Origin of the sequence: Pseudoalteromonas luteoviolacea S2607, from assembly GCF_001625575.1 — a bacterium.
Taxonomy (GTDB): Bacteria; Pseudomonadota; Gammaproteobacteria; order Enterobacterales; family Alteromonadaceae; genus Pseudoalteromonas; species Pseudoalteromonas luteoviolacea_E.
This window is the reverse complement of the sequence record NZ_AUXV01000003.1, coordinates 164010-184379: the sequence shown is the minus strand read 5'-3', so window position 1 is coordinate 184379 and position 20370 is coordinate 164010. Positions and strand designations below refer to the sequence as shown.

19 protein-coding genes are annotated in these 20370 nt (G+C 41.4%); 17 read left to right on the top strand and 2 right to left on the bottom strand.

Translation table 11 applies throughout. From position 1 onward, the window contains the following. Positions 1 to 5: 5 nt before the first annotated feature. The 6 genes from glgC (at position 6) to rluF (ending at position 7415) form a co-directional block, all read left to right on the top strand. Positions 6 to 1304 carry a glucose-1-phosphate adenylyltransferase gene (gene glgC, locus N480_RS03060; RefSeq protein WP_063371056.1) on the top strand — a complete coding sequence of 433 codons (1299 nt, stop codon included), beginning with the start codon at positions 6 to 8 and terminating at the stop codon, positions 1302 to 1304. Positions 1305 to 1313: 9 nt separating this feature from the next. Next, entirely contained in the window at positions 1314 to 2843 is a 1530-nt protein-coding gene (locus N480_RS03055; RefSeq protein WP_063371055.1) for a glycogen synthase, read from the top strand. Between the two features lie 152 nt (positions 2844 to 2995). Further along, positions 2996 to 4213 (top strand): EAL and HDOD domain-containing protein, encoded by a 1218-nt coding sequence (locus N480_RS03050; protein WP_063371054.1) that lies wholly within the window; start codon positions 2996 to 2998, stop codon positions 4211 to 4213. Then, positions 4213 to 5316 carry a DUF418 domain-containing protein gene (locus N480_RS03045; protein WP_063371053.1) on the top strand — a complete coding sequence of 368 codons (1104 nt, stop codon included), beginning with the start codon at positions 4213 to 4215 and terminating at the stop codon, positions 5314 to 5316. The genes N480_RS03050 and N480_RS03045 overlap by 1 nt, the downstream gene beginning before the upstream one ends. Further along, positions 5313 to 6416 carry an ABC transporter substrate-binding protein gene (locus N480_RS03040; protein WP_063371052.1) on the top strand — a complete coding sequence of 368 codons (1104 nt, stop codon included), beginning with the start codon at positions 5313 to 5315 and terminating at the stop codon, positions 6414 to 6416. Before N480_RS03045 ends, N480_RS03040 begins: the two co-directional genes overlap by 4 nt. Before the next feature lie 105 nt (positions 6417 to 6521). Next, positions 6522 to 7415, top strand: coding sequence for a 23S rRNA pseudouridine(2604) synthase RluF (rluF, locus tag N480_RS03035; RefSeq protein WP_063371051.1), 894 nt, complete (start codon positions 6522 to 6524; stop codon positions 7413 to 7415). A gap of 20 nt (positions 7416 to 7435) precedes the next feature. Here the strand turns inward: rluF and N480_RS03030 are convergent, their stop codons facing one another. Then, on the bottom strand, positions 7436 to 10501 hold the full coding sequence (locus N480_RS03030; RefSeq protein WP_063371050.1) for an efflux RND transporter permease subunit: 3066 nt from the start codon (positions 10499 to 10501) through the stop codon (positions 7436 to 7438). A 1-nt stretch (position 10502) separates the two neighbouring features. Beyond that, positions 10503 to 11582: an efflux RND transporter periplasmic adaptor subunit gene (locus tag N480_RS03025; protein ID WP_063371049.1), complete on the bottom strand. Its 1080-nt coding sequence runs from the start codon at positions 11580 to 11582 to the stop codon at positions 10503 to 10505. 107 nt (positions 11583 to 11689) lie between these two features. Here N480_RS03025 and N480_RS03020 point away from each other — a divergent pair, with 107 nt between their 5' ends. From N480_RS03020 to N480_RS02970, 11 genes are all read left to right on the top strand, one after another. Then, the gene (locus tag N480_RS03020; RefSeq protein ID WP_063371048.1) at positions 11690 to 12589 is read left to right on the top strand and encodes a LysR family transcriptional regulator; all 900 of its coding nucleotides are present in this window, start codon (positions 11690 to 11692) and stop codon (positions 12587 to 12589) included. Next, positions 12573 to 12878, top strand: a complete 306-nt coding sequence (locus tag N480_RS03015; protein WP_063371047.1) for an MGMT family protein — start codon at positions 12573 to 12575, stop codon at positions 12876 to 12878. Before N480_RS03020 ends, N480_RS03015 begins: the two co-directional genes overlap by 17 nt. Positions 12879 to 12998: 120 nt before the next feature. Further along, complete coding sequence (locus tag N480_RS03010) at positions 12999 to 13574, top strand: LON peptidase substrate-binding domain-containing protein (RefSeq protein ID WP_063371046.1); 576 nt, start codon at positions 12999 to 13001, stop codon at positions 13572 to 13574. A gap of 59 nt (positions 13575 to 13633) precedes the next feature. Further along, on the top strand, positions 13634 to 14257 hold the full coding sequence (locus N480_RS03005; RefSeq protein ID WP_063371226.1) for a sigma-70 family RNA polymerase sigma factor: 624 nt from the start codon (positions 13634 to 13636) through the stop codon (positions 14255 to 14257). Further along, positions 14250 to 14900 (top strand): ChrR family anti-sigma-E factor, encoded by a 651-nt coding sequence (locus tag N480_RS03000; RefSeq protein WP_063371045.1) that lies wholly within the window; start codon positions 14250 to 14252, stop codon positions 14898 to 14900. The genes N480_RS03005 and N480_RS03000 overlap by 8 nt, the downstream gene beginning before the upstream one ends. Continuing rightward, a complete protein-coding gene (locus N480_RS02995) occupies positions 14900 to 15871 on the top strand; it encodes a YbgA family protein (RefSeq protein WP_063371044.1) in 972 nt (323 codons plus the stop codon). The genes N480_RS03000 and N480_RS02995 overlap by 1 nt, the downstream gene beginning before the upstream one ends. Continuing rightward, positions 15868 to 17250 carry a deoxyribodipyrimidine photo-lyase gene (gene phrB / locus N480_RS02990; RefSeq protein ID WP_063371043.1) on the top strand — a complete coding sequence of 461 codons (1383 nt, stop codon included), beginning with the start codon at positions 15868 to 15870 and terminating at the stop codon, positions 17248 to 17250. Before N480_RS02995 ends, phrB begins: the two co-directional genes overlap by 4 nt. A 3-nt stretch (positions 17251 to 17253) precedes the next feature. Continuing rightward, complete coding sequence (locus tag N480_RS02985; protein WP_063371042.1) at positions 17254 to 17679, top strand: nuclear transport factor 2 family protein; 426 nt, start codon at positions 17254 to 17256, stop codon at positions 17677 to 17679. After that, positions 17676 to 18398: an SDR family NAD(P)-dependent oxidoreductase gene (locus tag N480_RS02980; protein ID WP_063371041.1), complete on the top strand. Its 723-nt coding sequence runs from the start codon at positions 17676 to 17678 to the stop codon at positions 18396 to 18398. Before N480_RS02985 ends, N480_RS02980 begins: the two co-directional genes overlap by 4 nt. After that, complete coding sequence (locus N480_RS02975) at positions 18395 to 19648, top strand: NAD(P)/FAD-dependent oxidoreductase (RefSeq protein ID WP_063371040.1); 1254 nt, start codon at positions 18395 to 18397, stop codon at positions 19646 to 19648. Before N480_RS02980 ends, N480_RS02975 begins: the two co-directional genes overlap by 4 nt. Beyond that, positions 19645 to 20370, top strand: coding sequence for a DUF1365 domain-containing protein (locus N480_RS02970; RefSeq protein ID WP_063371039.1), 726 nt, complete (start codon positions 19645 to 19647; stop codon positions 20368 to 20370). The genes N480_RS02975 and N480_RS02970 overlap by 4 nt, the downstream gene beginning before the upstream one ends.

The window sequence follows — 20370 nt, the reverse complement described above, 5'->3', positions numbered from 1 at the left end:
AAGAAATGCCGAGTTATGCAAACCGTTATATCAGTAACCTGACAAGAGACACGTATGCATTGATCCTTGCGGGTGGGCGTGGCAGTCGGTTGCACGAATTAACCGATTGGCGAGCAAAGCCAGCGGTCTACTTTGGTGGTAAACACAGAATTATAGATTTCCCGTTGTCCAATTGTATAAACTCGGGCATCCGACGAGTAGGGATTGCAACGCAATACAAGTCACACTCTTTAATACGCCACGTAAATCGCGCATGGGGGCACTTTAAGAAAGAGCTTGGTGAATCTGTGGAGATATTACCAGCATCTCAACGCTATGGAGATGAGTGGTATTGTGGTACAGCAGATGCTGTTTTTCAAAACATGGATATTATTCGTCATGAATTACCAAAATACGTGATGATTCTGTCCGGTGACCATGTTTACAGAATGGATTACGGTGCTTTGATTGCAAAGCATGTGGAGACTGGCGCAGATATGACAGTTTGCTGTATCGAAGTAGACTGTGATGAAGCGGCAAATACCTTTGGTGTCATGACGGTAGATCAAGATAAACGCGTTCGTAGGTTTGATGAAAAGCCAGCTGAACCTTCATCTATACCAGGCAAACCGGGAATTTGCCTTGCTTCTATGGGTAACTATGTATTTAACACAGAGTTCTTGTTTGAGCAATTAAAGCGAGACGCGCAACGTGAAGGGTCTGGTCGAGATTTTGGGCATGATATCATTCCTTCAATCATAGAAGAGCACAATGTCTTCGCATTTCCATTTCGAGATCCAAGCCACCCGGGCCAGCCATACTGGCGAGATGTTGGGACTATCGACTCTTTTTGGGAAGCGAATATGGAACTAGTGTCTGTAGAGCCGCAATTAGATCTTTACGACCCATCTTGGCCAATTTGGACATATCAAGAGCAGTTACCACCAGCTAAGTTTATTTTTGATGATGAAAATAGAAGGGGGATGGCGGTTGACTCGACGGTATCAGGTGGATGTATTATTTCTGGCTCTGTAGTTAGAAAATCTTTGTTGTTCTCCAATGTTCATGTGCATTCGTATTGTGAAATTGAAGGAGCGGTAGTGCTGCCCGGTGTTAAAATCAATCGTCATTGCAGAATTAAAAATGCAATCATTGACCGTAGTTGTGAAATCCCTACTGGTATGCGTATTGGCTATGATCCAGAAGAAGATCGCAGCAATGGCTTCAGAGTATCTAACAAAGGCATAGTCCTAGTAACCAGAGATATGCTGACCGCATTGCAGGAAAGCCAAAAACCAAAAGAATCAAGTTTAGAAAGTGCCTAAGGGTAATATATGCATGTAGTTATGGTGGCAGCTGAAAATGACAGGCTGCCTAATTGCAAAGTGGGAGGCGTTGCGGATGTGATCCGCGACATCCCTTACGCTTTGGCTGAAAAGAATATTAAGACCTCGGTAATTGTGCCTGATTATGGTCAAGCAAAAATGCGACGTCAGTTTGTTGCAGATATCGCGGTACCTTTTAAACAGCATTTAGAAACAGCTGTATTGTGGCGTGTTGAAGAGCATAACGGCGTAAGTCAATATGTAATTTCACATTCTTTGTTTTGTGAACATGGCGGTGACATCTACTGTAATGATGGTGGTCGACCTTTTTACACAGATGCCAATAAATTTGCGTTTTTTAGCGCCGCTGTATGTGAGGTTATTGAGCATGCTTTGATTGATGACATTGATGTGCTTCATCTACACGATTGGCATGCCGCGTGTGTTGCTGTGTTAAAGCAATTTAGTCCTAGGTTTGACAGGTTGAAAAAACTAAAAACTGTTTTTACAGTGCATAACCTAGCTCTGCAAGGCATTCGACCATTTAACGGTGACGACTCTAGTTTGGAAGCTTGGTATCCAACATTGAGTTATGATGGACAACAGATTTGTGATCATCATTACCCTCACTGCTTCAACCCAATGAGGGCGGCGATAAATTTGGTAGATAAAGTACATTTGGTATCTCCAAACTATTGCAATGAAGTACAGATGGGTAGTGACCATCAAGCTGGCTTTTTTGGTGGCGAGGGCTTAGAGCATGATATGCAGTTGGCAGCTAAAAGCGGAAAACTTGTCGGTGTTTTAAACGGGTGTAAGTACGATTATGCATTGCCTGAAGCCAGTTGGGAAATAATGTTGGAAAGTGCTGAGTCTAATATATTTAAATGGATGGCAAAGCACACCGAATTACAAAGTTCACACTATATAGCTCATCAGAGGGTTCTTAAGTGGATTAAATCACCATGCGAAGGGCCTTTAGTTACGAGCGTTGGAAGGTTAACCGACCAAAAAGCGCTGCTATTAAAGCAAGCAATGGGTGATGGTCTCGTACTTGATATGTTGGCTAGCACTTTGGCTGATTTTAGTGGAAAAATGATTCTCCTTGGTTCAGGTGATGCTGAGTTGGAGTATCTCTTTTCTCAAGTTATGGCTCGAAATGATAACGTGCTTTATCTAAAAGGGTACGGAGAGAATATTGGAGATATGCTTTACCAGCTTGGAGATTTATTTTTGATGCCTAGTTCCTTTGAGCCTTGTGGGATTAGCCAAATGCTTGCTATGCGATCGGGGCAGCCTTGTTTGGTGAACAATGTTGGTGGACTGGCTGATACCGTAGAAGACAAAGTGTCAGGGTTTGTCTTTTCGGGTGACAGCATCAATGAGCAATCAAATAATTTAGTTAACCGATTTAGGCAAGCTTTAATGTTGTTTGAAAGCGACCCACAAAGCTATCGGAAAATTTCAGAAAATGCGGCAGAAAAAAGGTTCACATGGGAACAAAGCGCTATACTATACAAGGAAAATTTATATGAGTAGTTAGGGCTAGCTCATCCTAGCAATACAAAACTAGTACTTTAATGTTTTAGTTTGATTTTATTTATCAGAAATTCGGGTTAAAATTATTAAATATAATTAAAAAGTATAGAACAAAAGTACTGTTATTGAACAGTTAAGCTAGGAGCGATGATTTGAAAGTGTTTGTGGCTCGCCAAGCCATTTTTAATCGCAAGAAGCATGTGGTAGCTTATGAGCTGTTATTTCGTGATGGAACGAAGAACAGCTTTCCAAATATCGCTGAAAATGCTGCGACAGCTAGGTTGATTATGGATAATCAACTAAATTTAGGGACAAGGTATTTAACATCAGGAAAGAAAGCACTAATCAACATCGGTGAAGAGTCTTTAAATCAAGAGTTAGCGCAATTCCTCCCTACGGACGATGTGATACTTGAGCTACTAGAGACAATTCCTCCAACTACTGAGAATTATGAAAAGGTCAGGCAATTATTTCATAACAATTTTCGACTAGCGCTCGATGACTTTAATTACTCCAAAGAGTGGGAGCCATTTTTAAAACTCGCAAGGTTGGTTAAATTTGATTTAATTCAAAGCCCACTGAAAGAAATTGCCCCCTTGGTGAGTGAGCTCAAAAAGCGCAAAAATTTACAATTACTTGCTGAAAAAGTAGAAACCGAAGAGGAATTCCTATTAGCAAAAGAAATGGGATTTAACTTTTTTCAGGGTTACTTTTTTGCCAAGCCGACGATGATCGCGCAAAATGATATTGAAATTAATTATGCAGTAGTCATGCTTATATACTCCGAAGCTCTCAAGCCTAACATGAACATTCCCCGCATTGCTGAGCTCTTTGCGCAAGATACTGCACTGGCCTACAAGCTGCTGAGGCTCATCAATTCAGGGGTTTTCCCTATTAAGAACCGCATTGAATCTTTAAAACAAGCGCTTGTGTATCTGGGACACGAACGAATCATAAAATTTGTAAACTTGATTATGACAGCGCATGTAGCAGAGCAAAAGCCAACTGAATTAACTCGGTTAAGTATTGTTCGTTCAAGGTTTTGCGAATTAATCAGTAAGCAAATTGCACCTTCTTTAGCAAGTATGAGTTTTCTAACAGGCTTATTTTCTCTCCTTGATGCGATACTGGATAAGCCAATGGAAGTTGTTGTTGAGAGATTACCGTTTCCAGAAGTTTTACATGATGCTTTGTTAGGTGAGCCAAATACTTTGTTTTATATTCTCAACATTGTTAGAGCTTATGAAAGCGGAAGCTGGTGGGCGATGCAAGAGGCATGTACGATGTTAAATATGTCAGATGAGAGTTTACCTGAGTTTCATGCTCAGGCTGTCAATTGGGCTGACATGTATCGTGAACATGTTTATTGATGGATAGAATTGCGCTGGTAGATGTTTTACGAGGATTTGCTTTGTTGGGGTTGCCATTAACGAATTTAGTCTACATGGCTGATTTTAATAATGGCTATGTCCCACAGGATGGGAACGCAGTTGACTCATTTTTAACCGCTTTTATTGATGTAGTTGCGCAGGGCAGGTTTCGGACCTTATTTAGTATACTCTTTGGGGTCTCGATGTGCCTTTATTATGAAAAACATGGCACTGCAGCTTTTGTCGGTAAAGCGCAAACAAGACTATATGCACTTGGGCTGATAGGTTTGGTACACGGTTTATTAATATGGCCAGGGGACATTCTGGTCAATTATGCGTTGTCAGGTTTGCTATTGATTTACGTGATTAATACGGACTCAAAAACACTTTTTAAGTTATCCATCAGTGCCATCGCTTTGCCAATTTTACTGCTCGTTTACTTGGCCATGGCATTCCCTGAGCCTCATGTTGAAGACAGTATATCCACCTACGGGAGTGACAACGCTCCGATGGTGCTGCTTTCTTTTTTGCGACAAAATGCGCAAAATTACTTTAATATGCTGGCATTGCTGCCTTTTCTAACGCTTTGGTATACTTTTGGTTTAATGCTCATTGGAGTACTCATACACAGAGCGCAATGGTTTAAAGGTAGGGCTTTGCCGAATGTTTTGTCCGTGTTTGTTTTGATTCCATTGGCGGTGACCGGTTCAATCGTTACACGAGGGTTCCTTTTTCATGAAAATCGGATCGTGTTTGAGGTGCTTAATTGGCTGTTCGCCATTCCGTTTTGTGTTGCTATGGTGAGTCTTGCAACGCAATTTTCGGTCATCATAGAACGGTTTAGTGGGTTGTTTGCTGCAGTTGGTCAATACTCTTTGTCTTTATACCTGTTGCAATCCATCGTAGGCGTTGTGATACTTCAGTTCATCTTGCGAAATTTGCAATTAGATTTTCATCAAATTCATTTTTTAACACTGTTTGGTGTGCTCACTGTTCTACAATTAACCTTAGTGTGGTTTCTTACTCGTTGGAAAATAATAGGGCCTGCTGAAAAGCTATTAATTAATTTACAGGTATGGTTTCAAAAGAGAGTAGTTAAATGACCCTTTTAAAAGTATCGCTATTATTTATTTTTCTTACTTTTTCGTCTGTTAGTTTTGCAAAATCGAGTTTCTCTGTGTTGTTTGTTAACCCGTCATTGGCAGGAGAACCTTTTTGGGGGAAGGTGCAGCAAATCACCGAAGAGGCTTGTAAACAATTAGGTGTCAATATCGATGTCATCTATGGTGATGGTAATCGCCACATTCAAATAGCAGAGCTCAAGAAATACCTTGATTATAGAGCGAGCCCTGATTATGTAATATTAATGCTCTACCCAGGTGGTGCAGAGCAAACTTTAACGATGTTAAACAATTATGGGATAAAGTTCATTACTTTGGAGCAAACTATTACAGGGATGGAGAAAGATGAGATTGGTATACCCAAACAGCGCTTTGAACATTGGCTAGGCGAAGTATATTTTGACAATTATCAAGCCGGGTTCGATTTAGCTAAAGCGTTACATGAAAGTGTTTTGTCCGGCGGCCATAAAGGCCCAGTAAATGGGTTGGCGATTAACGGGCACTATGGAAGCGAGTCGGATAAACGAAACCAAGGTGCTGCGGATTATTTTAAAAATGCAGACATTAAGCTTCAACAAACAGTTCACGCCAGTTGGTCAAAAGAGCAAGCGTATACCAAAACTAAGCGTCTATTTAAGCGCTACCCAGATACTCAGCTGATATGGAGCGCCTCAGATTTGATGGCGATGGGCGCTCAGACAGCGATTCGACAACTAAAAAAAGACGAGAGGCAAGTTGCGATTGGCGGCTTTGATTGGTTATCTGATAGCCTGTCGTTGATTAAAAAAGGGCAGTTAAGTGCATCTGTAGGTGGTCATTTCATGATGGGGGGCTGGGCACTCGTTTCTATATTCGATTTTCATCATGGTAATCAGTACTGGCTGCAAAATAGTCAAATTACGTTTGAACTATCAGCGATCACCCGAGAGAACATAGACGAATATATTTGGATTTCGAATAATCCTGACTGGTCAAAACTAGATTATAAACACTTTAGTATTCTGGATAAAAGCGCGAAGAGATATGACTTTTCTCCGAAATATCTGCGCCAAATCAACCAAGGCCCTGTGGTCGACGAATAGCTGCAACAGATATATTGGTTTTAAAAGGTAATCTCGCCCACTTATTAGATTCAATTTAAGCTGAATTAGATATACAATTACGCTTTTTATGACATTGGGATTGGCGTGGATACACCTAAGCGATTAAATAAGTACATTAGTGAAACAGGGTTTTGTAGCCGAAGGGAAGCAGATACTTTCATTAGTGAGGGAAGGGTTTCAGTTAATGGCCAAGTAGCTGAAATGGGCTTGAAAGTGACAGACAATGATGAAGTGCTCATTGATAATAAGCCACTGAAAGCCAAGCCTAAAAGAGTTTACATCGCTTACAACAAGCCTGTAGGTGTGACCTGTACAACTGAACGAAAAATCAAAAGTAATATCGTCAGTGCCATTAACTATCCAGAACGCATTTTCCCAATTGGTCGGCTAGATAGACCCTCAGAAGGCCTCATATTTCTTACTAATGAAGGTGATATCGTAAACAAAATCCTGCGAGCTGGTAACAATCACGAAAAAGAGTATGTGGTTACAGTGGATAAACCAATTGACGATAACTTCATTAAAGGCATGCGCTCGGGGGTGCCAATACTTGGTACGGTAACAAAGAAGTGTGTTGTTAAGAAAAATGGCCCCAAGAAATTTACTATTGTACTTACACAAGGTCTTAATAGACAGATAAGAAGGATGTGTGAGTACTTTGGCTATGAAGTCGATACGCTAAAACGCGTTCGCATTATGAATGTTAACTTGAATGGCCTTCGCCCTGGTCAATGGCGTCACTTAAGTGAGAATGAAATGGCCGAGATAAATGCATCTATCGAAGGGTCTTCAAAAACCCAAGAGGCGTCATTCGATGACAAAAAGCGTGCACGCCCCAAAAACATCTCACATAAAAAGCGCGACGAAGCAAAGCCACTTAAGAGCAAACCGGTAAAACCTAATCAACCTAAGAAGCCAAATAAGAGCTCACAAAAGCTCAAGGGTACTTTGTCACTGAATAAAAAAAATGGCCGCTAAGCGGCCATTTTTTTACTTCCTTACGCGTGTTTAGGCGCCTTAATCTTAAATGCCAAACAGTAAACCACTGGTATAACGATTAACGTTAAAATTGTGGCAAAGCCTAATCCGAACATAATTGTGACTGCCATTGACTTGAAGAATACATCAAATAGCAGTGGGATCATGCCCAAAATTGTTGTGATTGCGGCCATAGAGACTGGACGTACACGACTTACGCCTGAGTCAAAAACAGCTTGGTAAGGGTCTTTACCACTCTCTACCTCTAAGTTTATCTGGTCCATCAACACGATCCCGTTTTTGATGAGCATACCTGAAAGGCTTAACAGCCCAAGTAGTGCCATGAAGCTAAATGGAGCTTGGAACACTACAAGCCCTGCCGTAACGCCAATGATTGCAAGTGGCACTGTACTCCAGATAACTAAAGGCTTGCGTACAGAGTTGAATAGCAACACGGTGATCATAAACATGCTGAGATACCCAATTGGCAAGGAACCAAAAATAGCAGTTTGTGCATCTGTAGAAGATTCATATTCGCCACCCCATTCCATCGTATAACCCTGAGGGAGTTCGATTGCTTCAATATTAGCTTTAACACGAGCGAATAATTTTGCGGGTGTTTCATTGCCAATGACGTCATGGTCAGCCATTACTGTAATGGTGCGTTTTCTATCGCGACGCATTATCAGACTGTCTTCCCATACCACCTCAAAGCTATCAACGATTTGGCTTGCAGGCACATATACGTTTAGAACTGGGCTGAAGACCTGTAAATCTTGCAAGTTCTCGACACTATATCGTTCCGCTTCTGGCGAACGCGCTACAATGGGAAGCATTTTAGTGCCGTCTCTATATAAGCCGACGGTTTTGCCCGACACACTGGTTAATAATAACTGGTCTAGGTCCGTTTTGCTGATCCCTAAACGTCGCGCTTTTTGTTCATTAAAGACGGGTTGGAGTACCTTACTTCTCTCCCTCCAGTCATCGCGAATGCTATGGGCGCCATCGTCTTTGGCTAGGACAGTTTTGGCTTCCTGAGCTAGCTGTCTTAGGACAACTGGGTCTGGGCCTGAAAACCTTGCTTCAATTTTTGCATCCGTAGATGGGCCAATTTCCATTCTTTTTATCTTGAGTTGACCATCCAATTCATTTTGCGCTGCGAATTCCCTTACCTTGGATATCATGGTGATCACGTCTTCGCGATTTTCAACTCGGATTATCATTTGACCATATGCGTCATACTGCTTTTCTGGCCCGTAGGTGAGCATGAATCTAGGCGCCCCCTGACCAATGGTTGTTGTCACTTCTTTTACAGCGTCATGCTGCTTTAAAAAGCGCTCAATCTTTTCAACATTGTCTGAGGTACTTCTGATATCAGAGCCTTGATAATGCCAATAGTCCACATAAAACATCGGGGTGTTAGACGCAGGGAAAAATGATTGCTTAACAGATTTAAAGCCCATTACCGATACTACGAGCAGTAAAACCATAGACACTACGGTGGTCCATCTATTCTTTAAGCAGAATTTAAGCATCGTTTTATACGCTGTAAAAATAGCACCTTGATATGGGTCAGTTTGCTCAGCTTGAAGTGATGACTGAATTTCCTCTTTGAACAGCATATTTGCAAAAAATGGCGTTAATGTGATTGCGGTTACCCAGCTTAAGAGCAAAGAAATAAACAGCACCCAGAAAAGAGAGCCCGCAAACTCACCACTGGCATCAGAACTTAAACCTATCGGTGCAAATGCAGTGATACCAATCACTGTTGCCCCAAGAAGTGGCCATTTAGTTTGTTCAACGATATTAACGGCGGCCTTGATCTTAGTTTGCCCACGCTTAAGATTAATTAAAATTCCTTCTGTAATGACAATCGCATTATCAACTAACATACCTAGCGCAATGATGAGTGCACCAAGTGAGATCCGCTGTAGGTCGATTGCAAACAGTTTCATGAAAACAAATGTTCCCAAAACTGTAAGCAATAGGATACCACCGATCAATATACCGCTTTTTACCCCCATAAATATCAGCAACACAATTATTACGATGGCGACAGCTTCTAGTAAACTTATAATAAAGCCATCTACAGACTTTTTAACTTCAGCAGGTTGATTGTAGACTGCATTTACTTCGATGCCGTAGGGCCTTTGATATTCAAGTTCAGACAACCTGTTTTGAATAGCGTGACCAACGTCAACCACGTTCACACCTGATGTGAAAGAGATACCTAGTAACAACGCACGATCTTGATTAAATCGAGTGATATGATTTGGCACTTCTTGGTATTCTCTTGAGACTGTTGCAACATCACCAAGGTATATCAATTCTCTGGCACCAGGTTGAGATATTAGCAAGCCTTCTAATTCAGAGACATCCGTAAACTCGCCTGTCGGGTGAAGCCGAATTGATTCATTTCCAACGCGAATTTTACCAGCGTTCGAAACAGTGTTCTGAGTTTGTAAAAGTGAGAATATATGGTTCGGTGATATCCCTAATTGAGACAGTTTTTGAGTTGAAATTTCAACAATTACTTGTGGCTGTTGTTCACCCGCAACGGTGACTTTGCTCACACCGTCTACTAAAACAAGCTCACGACGTAGAAAGTCAACGTAGTCTTTAAGTTCGTCATAGGTGTAACCTTCCCCGGTGATGCCGTATAACATGCCGTAAACATCAGCAAAATCGTCAATAATGCTTGGCGAATTGACGCCGGGTGGTAGTTGTGGTGTTAAGTCATTAATTTTTCTTCTTAACTCATCCCAGATTTGCTTTAGATCTTCCTTTCTGTAGGTACTTTTCATTTCTACTGAGATTTGCGATTTACCCGGAGATGATATGGATGTCACATAATCCACATAGGGTAGGCTTTGAATCGCATTTTCAATAGGGTAAGTCACTTCCTCTTCAACTTGCTGTGGTGATGCACCGGGGTAAGTCGTAATCACCATTGCTTTTTTTAGCGTAAACTCAGGATCTTCTAGTTGCCCAAGTCCAAAATAAGAAACTGTGCCAGCTGCGAGTAACAGAACAGCGAACATAGCACTAATGACTTTGTTCTCAATTGACCATTGCGCTAAGCTCATATTATAGGCCTCGCTCTTTAGTCCACGGCCTTACTTGTAATCCTTCTTTTAAATGATGCACTCCGGCAGATACAACAATTTCTCCTGCTTGCAGGCCGCTTTGCACTTCAATACCTGATTGTCTCATTTGGCCAATTTGAATGTGACGCATTGAAACTTTATTGGTTTCTGTATCGAAGACCCAAACGTAATGATTGCCAGCAAGTTTTTCATTAGGCGCGGAGAAGACAGCTTCAGTCGGAACCATTAACGTTTTTTTCGTTAAGTTGGTCACTTTACTCGGATCTATATAAACATGCCCCGTCATGCCGGCAAGCAAGTTAAAGTCTTCGGGTATAGGTAATGAAAATACAACTTTATAAGTCAAAGTCACAGGATCGGCTTGTGTATCCCACTCTTTAATCGTTAATGTATACGACTTGTCGGGGAAGCCGTCAAAAACAACGCTTGGGTGGTAGTCTAAGTCTTTATTCACTCGTGCTACCAGTTTTTCTGGTACTTGAATTACCACGTCCATACGGTCACGAGTTTCAAGACGAAGAATATTCTGCTTTGCTACGATGTTCTCAAAATTTTTCACAAATACCTTTGCGACGGTGCCGTCAAATGGCGCGCGTAATTCACTATTTTCTAAATTTGTTTGTGCAATCCGATAAGCTGACTCGGCAACCTGTTTGTTTGCTAAAGCTTGGTCGTACTCGGCTTTTGATGCTGTCGACTTTTCAAAGAGCGACTCAATGCGATTTAATTGCAAGGCAGTTAGTTCGTATTGTGCTTTTCGTTGTTGAAACTGCAATTCAAAATCTTCAGGGTCTAGCTTAGCGAGGAGTTGTCCTTTTTTAACCTCTTGGCCAGCCAGAATAGGAAAGTCTATCAACTCACCATTAACTCTAAACGCAAGGTATGACCCTTGGTTTGCAACCACTTCAGCAGGGAAGTGTCGCAAGGTAGCGGCTGCTGGGTCGTTAACCGTGTGAAGTTTTACAGGCCTAATGAGTTCTTTGTCTGACTGGGTGCTGACTTCATCTTGGCAGGCGCTTAGTAAAAGTGCCGCTGATAATACGAGTGCGCGTTTAAACACTGAGGTTACTCCTAAATGTATGACTCCTAATTTAATGTAGTGCAGGATATATAAATTAGTACTAAAATAAAAATTATAAAAAATTAGAAAAACCATAAATAAATTTTATGAAGTTATCCGACTTAGAGGTACTGCACGTTGTTGCGCAATCGGCCAGTTTGAATGACGCTGCAAAACGCTTGTTTAAAACACAACCCGCTGTCACACAAGCAATAAAAAGGCTCAGCAATGAACTCGGGTTTGCACTGGTAACCCGAGAAGACTATCGTATAAAACTCACCGAAGAGGGTAAGCGGTTTTATAAAGAGGCCGTCAAACTCATTGAGCACCATGAAAATCTCAAAGCAATGGCATCGGATTTAGCACAGGGTAATGAGCCCAAGTTTAATATTTGTTATGAAGCAATGAGTTATGACTATGGTTGCAATGAACTGATCAAAAGTGCGTTTAAACAGTATCCATCAACGGCGTTTGAAATTACGAGTGGAAAGCGCTTTGTTGCGCTGGAACGGGTCAATCAAGGACTTTCAGATATTGGCATTGGACCATGGTTTAACTTGTTTCATGCCACAGGAGATTTGGAGTCAATTGCCATTGGTGAGGTCACATTGGGCCTCGTGGCAAAAGCGGGTTTAATGCCAAAGGAACTGACATTTGAGGAACTAAATCAATATCCATGTCTTGCTATGAAAGAGAGTGGATTTGAATTTGATAGCGACCGCTTGGAGTACTCAAAGAGTATGAGCGTCATGAAGTTAGATGACATTTCGGCTATAAAAATGTTTGTCATGCAGGGGCTGGGTTTTGCGATGATGACTCTCAACCATTGTGAAAAAGAGTTGCTTGAAGGAGGGCTTGAGCAAATCAGAGTTTTAGATAGACAAGACCAATTTAATATTGATATACATGCATTTAGACGAAAATTACCGCATTATGGCTCAGTCGCAAACTATTTGTGGGATGGCTTTAATCAGTTAGGAGAGCAATATAGTGGACGAAGAGTTTAAGCAAAGAGTATATACCCTTATAGGGGCAATCCCGTTGGGAAATGTAGCAACATATGGGCAAATCGCGAAACTATCTGGAGCGCCTAGACATGCTAGAGCAGTTGGTTATTTGCTAAAAAACTTGCCTCAAAATAGCTCACTTCCTTGGTATCGTGTCATAAATGGGCAGGGGAAAATATCGTTTCCAGAAGGATCGGAAAAGTTTTTAGAGCAACAAAAACGTTTGGCCGCAGAGGGGGTAAAAATTGCAGCGGGTAAAGTTTCGTTAAAGAAGTTCCAATGGGAATAGAGGGGAACATCGTTATTAATTGTTGTGTCGCGTATACAATTTGGTGATTGTTTTAAAAAGTTGATCGGTTTTCATTTAGGGGGCGTACATACAACTAATCTTAAACTTTACTAAATTAATATGAAACGAGCACTTTTTCCCTTACCTGTTTTTTTGCTACCTCAAGGTTACACTCGGCTAAGGATCTTTGAACCCAGATATTTACATATGGTAAAAGTTGCTATGAAGGAAGGGCACGGATTTGTGATGTGTCATACAGACAAAACCAGAGAGTGTAACGTTTCTGAACAGGGTGTGTATGTAGAAATTGTTGATTTCTCGCAAGATCAAGGCGGCCAACTATTGATAGATGTATACGCCAAGCACCGAGTTCGGATTAGCAACGCCTACAGCGATGAAATGAGCTTGCGTCATGGCGACTGCCAGATTATACAGGAGCCATTATGGACACTAGGCGGGGAAGAGGAACTAGCGTTTCATGAACGGCTTGCTGATCTATTAAGAGATTTATTTGTTGTGAACGCCGAACTTAATCATTTATATAAAAAGAAAAACTACGCTAATCCTTTGTGGGTGGCAGCGAGATGGTTAGAGCTTCTGCCTCTTACGCTCAAACAAAAAACTAAAATACAGAGCTGCCAAAGTTATGTTGGTGTCGCAAATGTATTAGCAGAAATTTTTGATGATCAAGAGTGATCGAAATGAGATATGCCTCCGTATAGTCTATTATGTTACTGACTGAGAGCGTTGAGATTATGGTTAGTTTAGAGCAGTCTAGAGATTGCCGTATACAAAAAGGTAAAAACGTAGGGATGCAAGAAACCCCTTCAGAGCAGTTAACGCAAGCATTAATAAACGTCGCCACACATGCAGACAAGAAAGCGTATGCGTACTTGTTTTCATACTTTGCGCCCAAAATTAAAAGGTTTGGTATTAAGCAATTCGGTTCAGAGGCAATGGCGATGGAACTCGTTCAAGACACGATGACATCGGTTTGGCGAAAGGCAAAGCTGTATCACCCCGAAAAAGGGGCTGCAACGACATGGGTCTACACCATCATGCGTAATGCATCATTTGATGCGCTTCGTAAGATTAAGAGTAATCGAGAAGATAATTTAAGTGAAGAGATTTGGCCGCTATTCCACGACGAACAAGTTTGTGAGAAAAGCTTTAAGGACCATTTACAGTCAAATCAGTTGAAAGAAAAGATAAAGAGCTTACCAGCACCACAGAGGGATGTTGTTGTTGGTGTCTATTTTGAAGATATGACACAAGAGCAACTCGCTCAACATTTGGGCATTCCAGTGGGGACCGTCAAATCACGTTTGCGTTTGGCGTTAAAGAAGTTAAAAGTGGAGTTGGGAGAGCAGCATGATTAAATATCACCCATCAAAACAACTTATGCAAAAACACATTTTGGGGGAGCTGCCAGCAGGGCTCAGCGTTGCTATTGCAGCGCACATCGAATTGTGTGACAAGTGTAGTAACGAGTTCGAGTTACTTGAAGTTCAGCAGGCAAGCGCGACCTTTGACGCGCCGTGCGAAGAGAAAGAAAGCTTTGAATTTGAGTCTATGATTGACGACATTACAAAGCTATCTATGTATGACCAATTAGTGTCTCAAGAACCTGAAGTTTTTGAATATCAAGACAAGCGTGTTCAACTCCCTCGTGCAATTGCTGCTCTAAAGCTGGGTAGTTTTATGAACGCAGGGAAAGTGTCTAGAGCACGATTCGAATTGGATGAAGGCCCTTTGCGAAGCAGCTTGCTTCACATTAAGCCGGGGGGAGAAATTCCTGAGCATACACATACAGGTTTCGAACTAACATTGCTTCTAGACGGTACGTTTGAAGATGAAAGCGGACAATACGTTCCCGGTGACTTCATCATGTTAGATGGACGACACAACCATAGCCCAAGAACAAAAGATGGCTGCTTGTGCTTTACGTTGGTGGATAATGCGTTACATTTCAATAAAGGCTTAAGCAAATTACTCAACCCTATTGGAAAGTTGATTTACTAATGACAAACACAGAAAAGCATTTTGAAACCGCGATTCAAATTGGACTTAGTGCATGTCTAGGTGGTGATCGCGTGCGTTTTGATAAAGGCCACAAACGCTCTAACTTTTGTATGGATGAATTTATTAACCACGTCGAGTACGTGAAGTTCTGTCCTGAGGTAGCAATTGGTATGCCGATACCACGAAATACAATTCGCCAGGTCAGATATGGTGATGTTATTAAGGTGTGTAGGCCTGATGGCTCTGGAGATGTCGGGCCAAAATTAACAGAGTATGGTGAGCGCATTGCTAAAACACGGGCCAAGGCTTTGTCTGGTTTTGTATTTTGCGCTAAAAGCCCTAGCTGTGGAATGGAGCGCGTCAAGGTATATAACGATACTGGGACGGGGGCATCGGCAGAAGGAATCGGCGCATTTGCTGAGCAAATAATGAAGCATAACCCTTTACTACCTTGCGAAGAGAATGGACGACTTAACGATGTCCATTTGCGAGAAAACTTTGTGATGCGTGTATATGTGTACAAGTCGTGGCAGGAGTTAACTGAGCAGTCAGTCAACAAAAAGGTGCTCACTGACTTTCACGCCAAACACAAATACTTGCTCATGAGTCATAACTATAGCGCTTATAGGACGTTGGGACGTTTATTGGCTGAAGGGGACCCTAAAGCGTGTGATGAATTAGCGCAGGATTATATTTCAGGCCTGATGGCAGCGCTGAAAAAGCCGGCGAGTAGAAAGGGCCAAGCAAATACGCTAGCGCACCTGCAAGGATATTTTAAGAATGATATTTCTCAGGTCGAAAAAGCGGAGATGGTAGAAGCGATTGATGAGTACCGTAAGGGCTTGGTCCCTCTTAATGTACCTCTAACGTTGCTTAAGCATCACCTGAGAGTACACCCCAAAGCGTATCTCCAACAACAAGTGTATTTTGACCCATACCCGAGTGATTTAAAACTAAGGTTCTCAATTTGAATAAGACTATATTTTGGTTTAGGCGTGATTTACGGCTTCATGGTAATGAAGCGCTTATTCAAGCAGTTAATAACGGCGCCACAGAGGCGCTGTTTTTTATTTGTGAAAAACAGTGGCAAAAACATAACACAAGTGAAATCCAGCTGGATTTGCTCAAACGACGCGTAGCGTATTTAGGTGAAGAGCTTGCACAGCTTGGCATAAAGCTTATTGTGCTTAATGGTGATAATTTTGAAGTTTTGCCGAGTAAACTTAAGCAGTATGCTGAGCAAAATAACGTATCTACAATCTATGCAAATAGAGAGTATGAAATAAATGAGCTCAACAGAGACAAAGCATGTAGCAAGATTGGCGTAGAGCTTCGTTTATATGACGGGGACGTGCTGTCACCACCTGGCAGCATTGTTACCAAAGGGGGTGAGATGTTTAAAGTGTTCACTCCTTTCAAAAAAGCGTGGCTATCAATAAATTGTGAACGAATGTTTTCTGTTGGACGCCGACTGGAGCGTGTCGGAGCGGCTATAGGCTGGGCACTTCCTGAATCGCTGTCATCAAATGGGGTATCTGATAAGTGGCCAGTTGAAGATCACGTTATTGAAAAAGTAATCTCACAGTTTATTTTTGAAAAAGTTCATAAGTATGACGCACAACGCGATATACCCAGTATTAAAGGGACATCTGGTTTAAGTCCATATTTAGCGCTTGGTATCATTTCGGTCACTGAGTTAATAGGCCGCATTCAATATGAGACACCAGATGTTTTAATCCGTACTAAGTCAGCAGAGTTCTCTTACATAAATGAATTAATATGGAGAGAGTTTTATAGGCACTTAATGTTTGTCTATCCAAAACTTTGCAAAGGGTACAATTTTAACGAGAAGTACAATTCTGTAGCATGGTTAAATCAAGTAAACCAGTTTAAAGCGTGGTGTGAAGGAAAAACAGGATACCCAATTGTTGACGCAGCAATGCGACAATTAAACCAAACTGGATGGATGCATAATCGGCTTAGAATGATTGTCGCCAGCTTTTTGACTAAGCATCTATTGATCGATTGGAGATGGGGTGAGTCTTATTTTATGAGTAAGCTAATAGATGGAGACTTGGCATCAAATAATGGTGGGTGGCAATGGGCTGCGAGCACAGGTTGTGATGCTCAGCCTTATTTCAGAATATTTAATCCAATAACGCAAAGCGAGAAATTTGATCCTGATGGCACTTTTATCCGTAAATACGTACATGAATTAGAGTCAGTGCCATCTAAATATATTCACTTTCCGCACGATTATCTGAGTGCGTTTGGCGATAAAGAGTATTCGGCACCTATTGTTGAGCATAAGGCTGCAAGGGAAAGAGCGCTTGCTGCATTTAAGGTATAAAGTATGGAACAGCACCTTATCAATTTTGTTGATATATACAACAAGTTATCAGATAAAAATCTCAATCTACTGAAAAATATATATGACGAGGAAATTGTATTTACAGACCCTCTTCATGAGGTAAAAGGTTTAGAGGCTTTGACAAAGTACTTTGAAAACATGTATGCAAATGTCAACTCTATCTCATTCGATATTAATGAGCATTTCGTTATAGATAACATGGGATTTCTTTACTGGGATATGAAGTTTTCCCACAGTCGATTAAACGCTAAAAAGACAATCACGGTAGCAGGGCATAGCAAACTGACGTTTAAAGGGGCGAAAGTGGTTAACCATCGTGATTATTTTGACGTGGGTGCGTTGTTATATCGCAATATTCCTCTGTTAGGTAACGTAATAAAAACCATAGAAAAGAGAGCAACCTCATGACTGGGTCTGGGCTTAAAAGAGTACTGATTACGGGAGCAACATCGGGAATTGGTGAAGGCCTAGTTAATCTTTATTCCAAGGCACATCATGTTGTTGCATGTGGTCGCAATGAAGATAAGCTCAAAAGGCTTGAAGCGCAAAACGTTCAATCATTAAAGTTTGATATGACAGAGAAAGCGCAAGTTGCAAATGCGTTTAGTGACATGGAACAAGTGGATATTGTGATACTAAATGCCGGTGTGTGTGAATACATCGACGACGCGCTGCATTTTGACTCCGAACTGTTTGAAAGAGTTATAAATGCCAACGTCATTGCAACTGGGTATTGTATTGAGGCTTTGCTTCCCAAGATAAAGCTCAATGGTCAGTTGGTTATAGTCAGTTCTAGCGCGAGCTTTTTGCCGCTGCCCAGAGCGCAAGCTTATGGAGCATCCAAGGCGGCATTAAGCTATTTAACGCGCGTCATGCAAGTCGAATTAGAAAATATTGATGTGACTTTAGTTCACCCAGGGTTTGTAGAGACGCCGTTGACGGATAAAAATGACTTTCCAATGCCATTTTTGGTCACAGTAGAAAAAGCATGTGAAAAAATATATGAAGGGGTAGAGCGTCGTAAAAAAGAAATACACTTTCCCAAGCGCTTCACTTTGTTACTTAAGTTATTCTCACTACTCCCATTTAGTTTATGGCTGCCTCTAGCAAAAAGGATAAAACGTTGAAAAAAATAGCAATCATTGGTTCCGGTATATCTGGAATGACAGCAGCTTATTTACTGAATAAAAAGCATAATATTACTCTTTTCGAAAAGGACAGCAGGCTTGGGGGTCATACCGCGACGATTGACGTGGAAACACCAGAGGGCAATATTGCTGTTGATACTGGTTTTATCGTTTTTAATGATAGAACTTACCCTCTTTTTGAAAAGTTACTCGACGAGATAAATGTGGGCCGTAACCCAACGCAAATGAGTTTTAGTGTAAAAACCGCAGAGCGTGATTTTGAGTACAACGGTCATACATTTGCGTCGTTGTTTGCGCAAAAGCGCAATATATTGTCGCTCAAATTTTGGCATTTTTTGTACAATATCGTTAAATTTAATCGTATCGCAAAAGCGCTTTATCACAGTGGTGATTACTCTGAACATAAGAACCTTGGTGAATTTTTAGATGCGCACGGTTTCGACGACTTTTTCAAAAGCCACTATATCTTACCCATGGGTGCTGCGATTTGGTCAACAAGCTTGAAGGGGATGTTAGATTTTGAAATCCAGTTTTTTATTCGCTTTTTCTACAATCATGGGTTATTAGACGTTGCTGGTAGGCCTCAATGGTACGTTATTCCGGGTGGCTCAAAGCAGTATATTGCGCCTTTAACACAATCTTATAAAAACAATATCAGGCTGAACGCAGACATAAAGCGTGTTACACGAGAAAGCGAGGGGGTTGAGATTGTTTTTGAAGGTGGCACTGTTGAGCGATTTGACGAAGTCGTGTTTGCTTGTCATTCAGATCAAGCATTGGCGCTATTGGCAGACGCAACTGAATTAGAGCAGGAGATACTTGGTGCAATTGAGTACACGCCAAATAGCGTGGTTCTGCATACTGATACCAATTTATTACCAAAAAGAACAGCAGCTTGGGCTAGTTGGAATTACCTACTAGACGAAGGGCAAACAAGGCCTGCAACTGTGACTTACCAGATGAACATACTGCAAAAGCTAGAGTGCAACCAGCAGTTTTGTGTGACTCTAAATAATGACGAACACATTGCACCTGACAAGATCATCCAAAAATTTGAATATTTTCATCCTGTCTTTAACACTCGAAGTATCGCGGCGCAAAAACGCAAAAATGAAGTTGACGGTGTAAAGAAAACCTTTTTTTGTGGAGCATATTGGTTCAATGGGTTTCATGAAGATGGCGTCAGAAGTGCAGTTGATGTTGCCAAAAAGCTAGGAGTAGAGTTTTGAGAAGTGCCATCTATGTGGGGGACGTGAGGCATAGACGTTACTCTGTATCATCTCATAACTTTAAATACCCCATGTATATGATGTGTATAGACCTAGATGAACAGCAGTATCTCGATGACATCCACCCTATGTTTGGGACCAGAGGGCGAAAAATCTTGAAATTTTGCCAACAGGACTACTTAGATGGCGAAAGCAATGATTTAAAGCAGCGCGCATTGGATAAAAGTAGAGAGCTCGGTGTTGATGCGTCTGGCAGCCAAGTGTATTTAATGGGGCAATGTCGATGTTTCGGCTATTATTTTAGCCCTGTTAACTTTTATTTTTTTTCCAAAGATGCTGATACCTACACCCATATGATCGCAGAGGTAAGCAATACGCCTTGGAATGAGCGTCATTATTATCTGGTTCCGCTCGGAAAGAAAGTGAACTTTAAGAAGACCTTCCACGTATCACCTTTTATGAATTTAGATATGGAATATCATTGGCATATCAAAGCCCCAGCGCAGCATGCCTTTGTCCATATCGAAAACAAAAATCAACGCGAACTTCTTTTTGATGCGACTTTGAGGTTACAGAGAGTGCCACTCGAACGGCAGGCGGTGACCTCATTGCTAAAGCGTTTTCCAGCGATGACCTTTACGATACTGAAAGGTATTTACTGGCAAGCTTTAAAGCTATTCATGAAAAAAGTTCCTTTTATTAGTCACCCCGGAAGTTTGTAA

Bases quoted from the DNA above. Each gene is read 5' to 3' on its own strand.
- glgC (WP_063371056.1), top strand. From the start codon at position 6: ATGCCGAGTTATGCAAACCGTTATATCAGTAACCTGACAAGAGACACG.
- N480_RS03000 (WP_063371045.1), top strand. From the start codon at position 14,250: ATGATTAAATATCACCCATCAAAACAACTTATGCAAAAACACATTTTG.
- N480_RS02995 (WP_063371044.1), top strand. From the start codon at position 14,900: ATGACAAACACAGAAAAGCATTTTGAAACCGCGATTCAAATTGGACTT.
- N480_RS03030 (WP_063371050.1), bottom strand. From the start codon at position 10,501: ATGAGCTTAGCGCAATGGTCAATTGAGAACAAAGTCATTAGTGCTATG.
- N480_RS03005 (WP_063371226.1), top strand. From the start codon at position 13,634: ATGGTTAGTTTAGAGCAGTCTAGAGATTGCCGTATACAAAAAGGTAAA.
- N480_RS03020 (WP_063371048.1), top strand. From the start codon at position 11,690: ATGAAGTTATCCGACTTAGAGGTACTGCACGTTGTTGCGCAATCGGCC.
- N480_RS03010 (WP_063371046.1), top strand. From the start codon at position 12,999: ATGAAACGAGCACTTTTTCCCTTACCTGTTTTTTTGCTACCTCAAGGT.
- N480_RS03040 (WP_063371052.1), top strand. From the start codon at position 5,313: ATGACCCTTTTAAAAGTATCGCTATTATTTATTTTTCTTACTTTTTCG.
- N480_RS03045 (WP_063371053.1), top strand. From the start codon at position 4,213: ATGGATAGAATTGCGCTGGTAGATGTTTTACGAGGATTTGCTTTGTTG.
- N480_RS02980 (WP_063371041.1), top strand. From the start codon at position 17,676: ATGACTGGGTCTGGGCTTAAAAGAGTACTGATTACGGGAGCAACATCG.
- N480_RS03055 (WP_063371055.1), top strand. From the start codon at position 1,314: ATGCATGTAGTTATGGTGGCAGCTGAAAATGACAGGCTGCCTAATTGC.
- N480_RS02985 (WP_063371042.1), top strand. From the start codon at position 17,254: ATGGAACAGCACCTTATCAATTTTGTTGATATATACAACAAGTTATCA.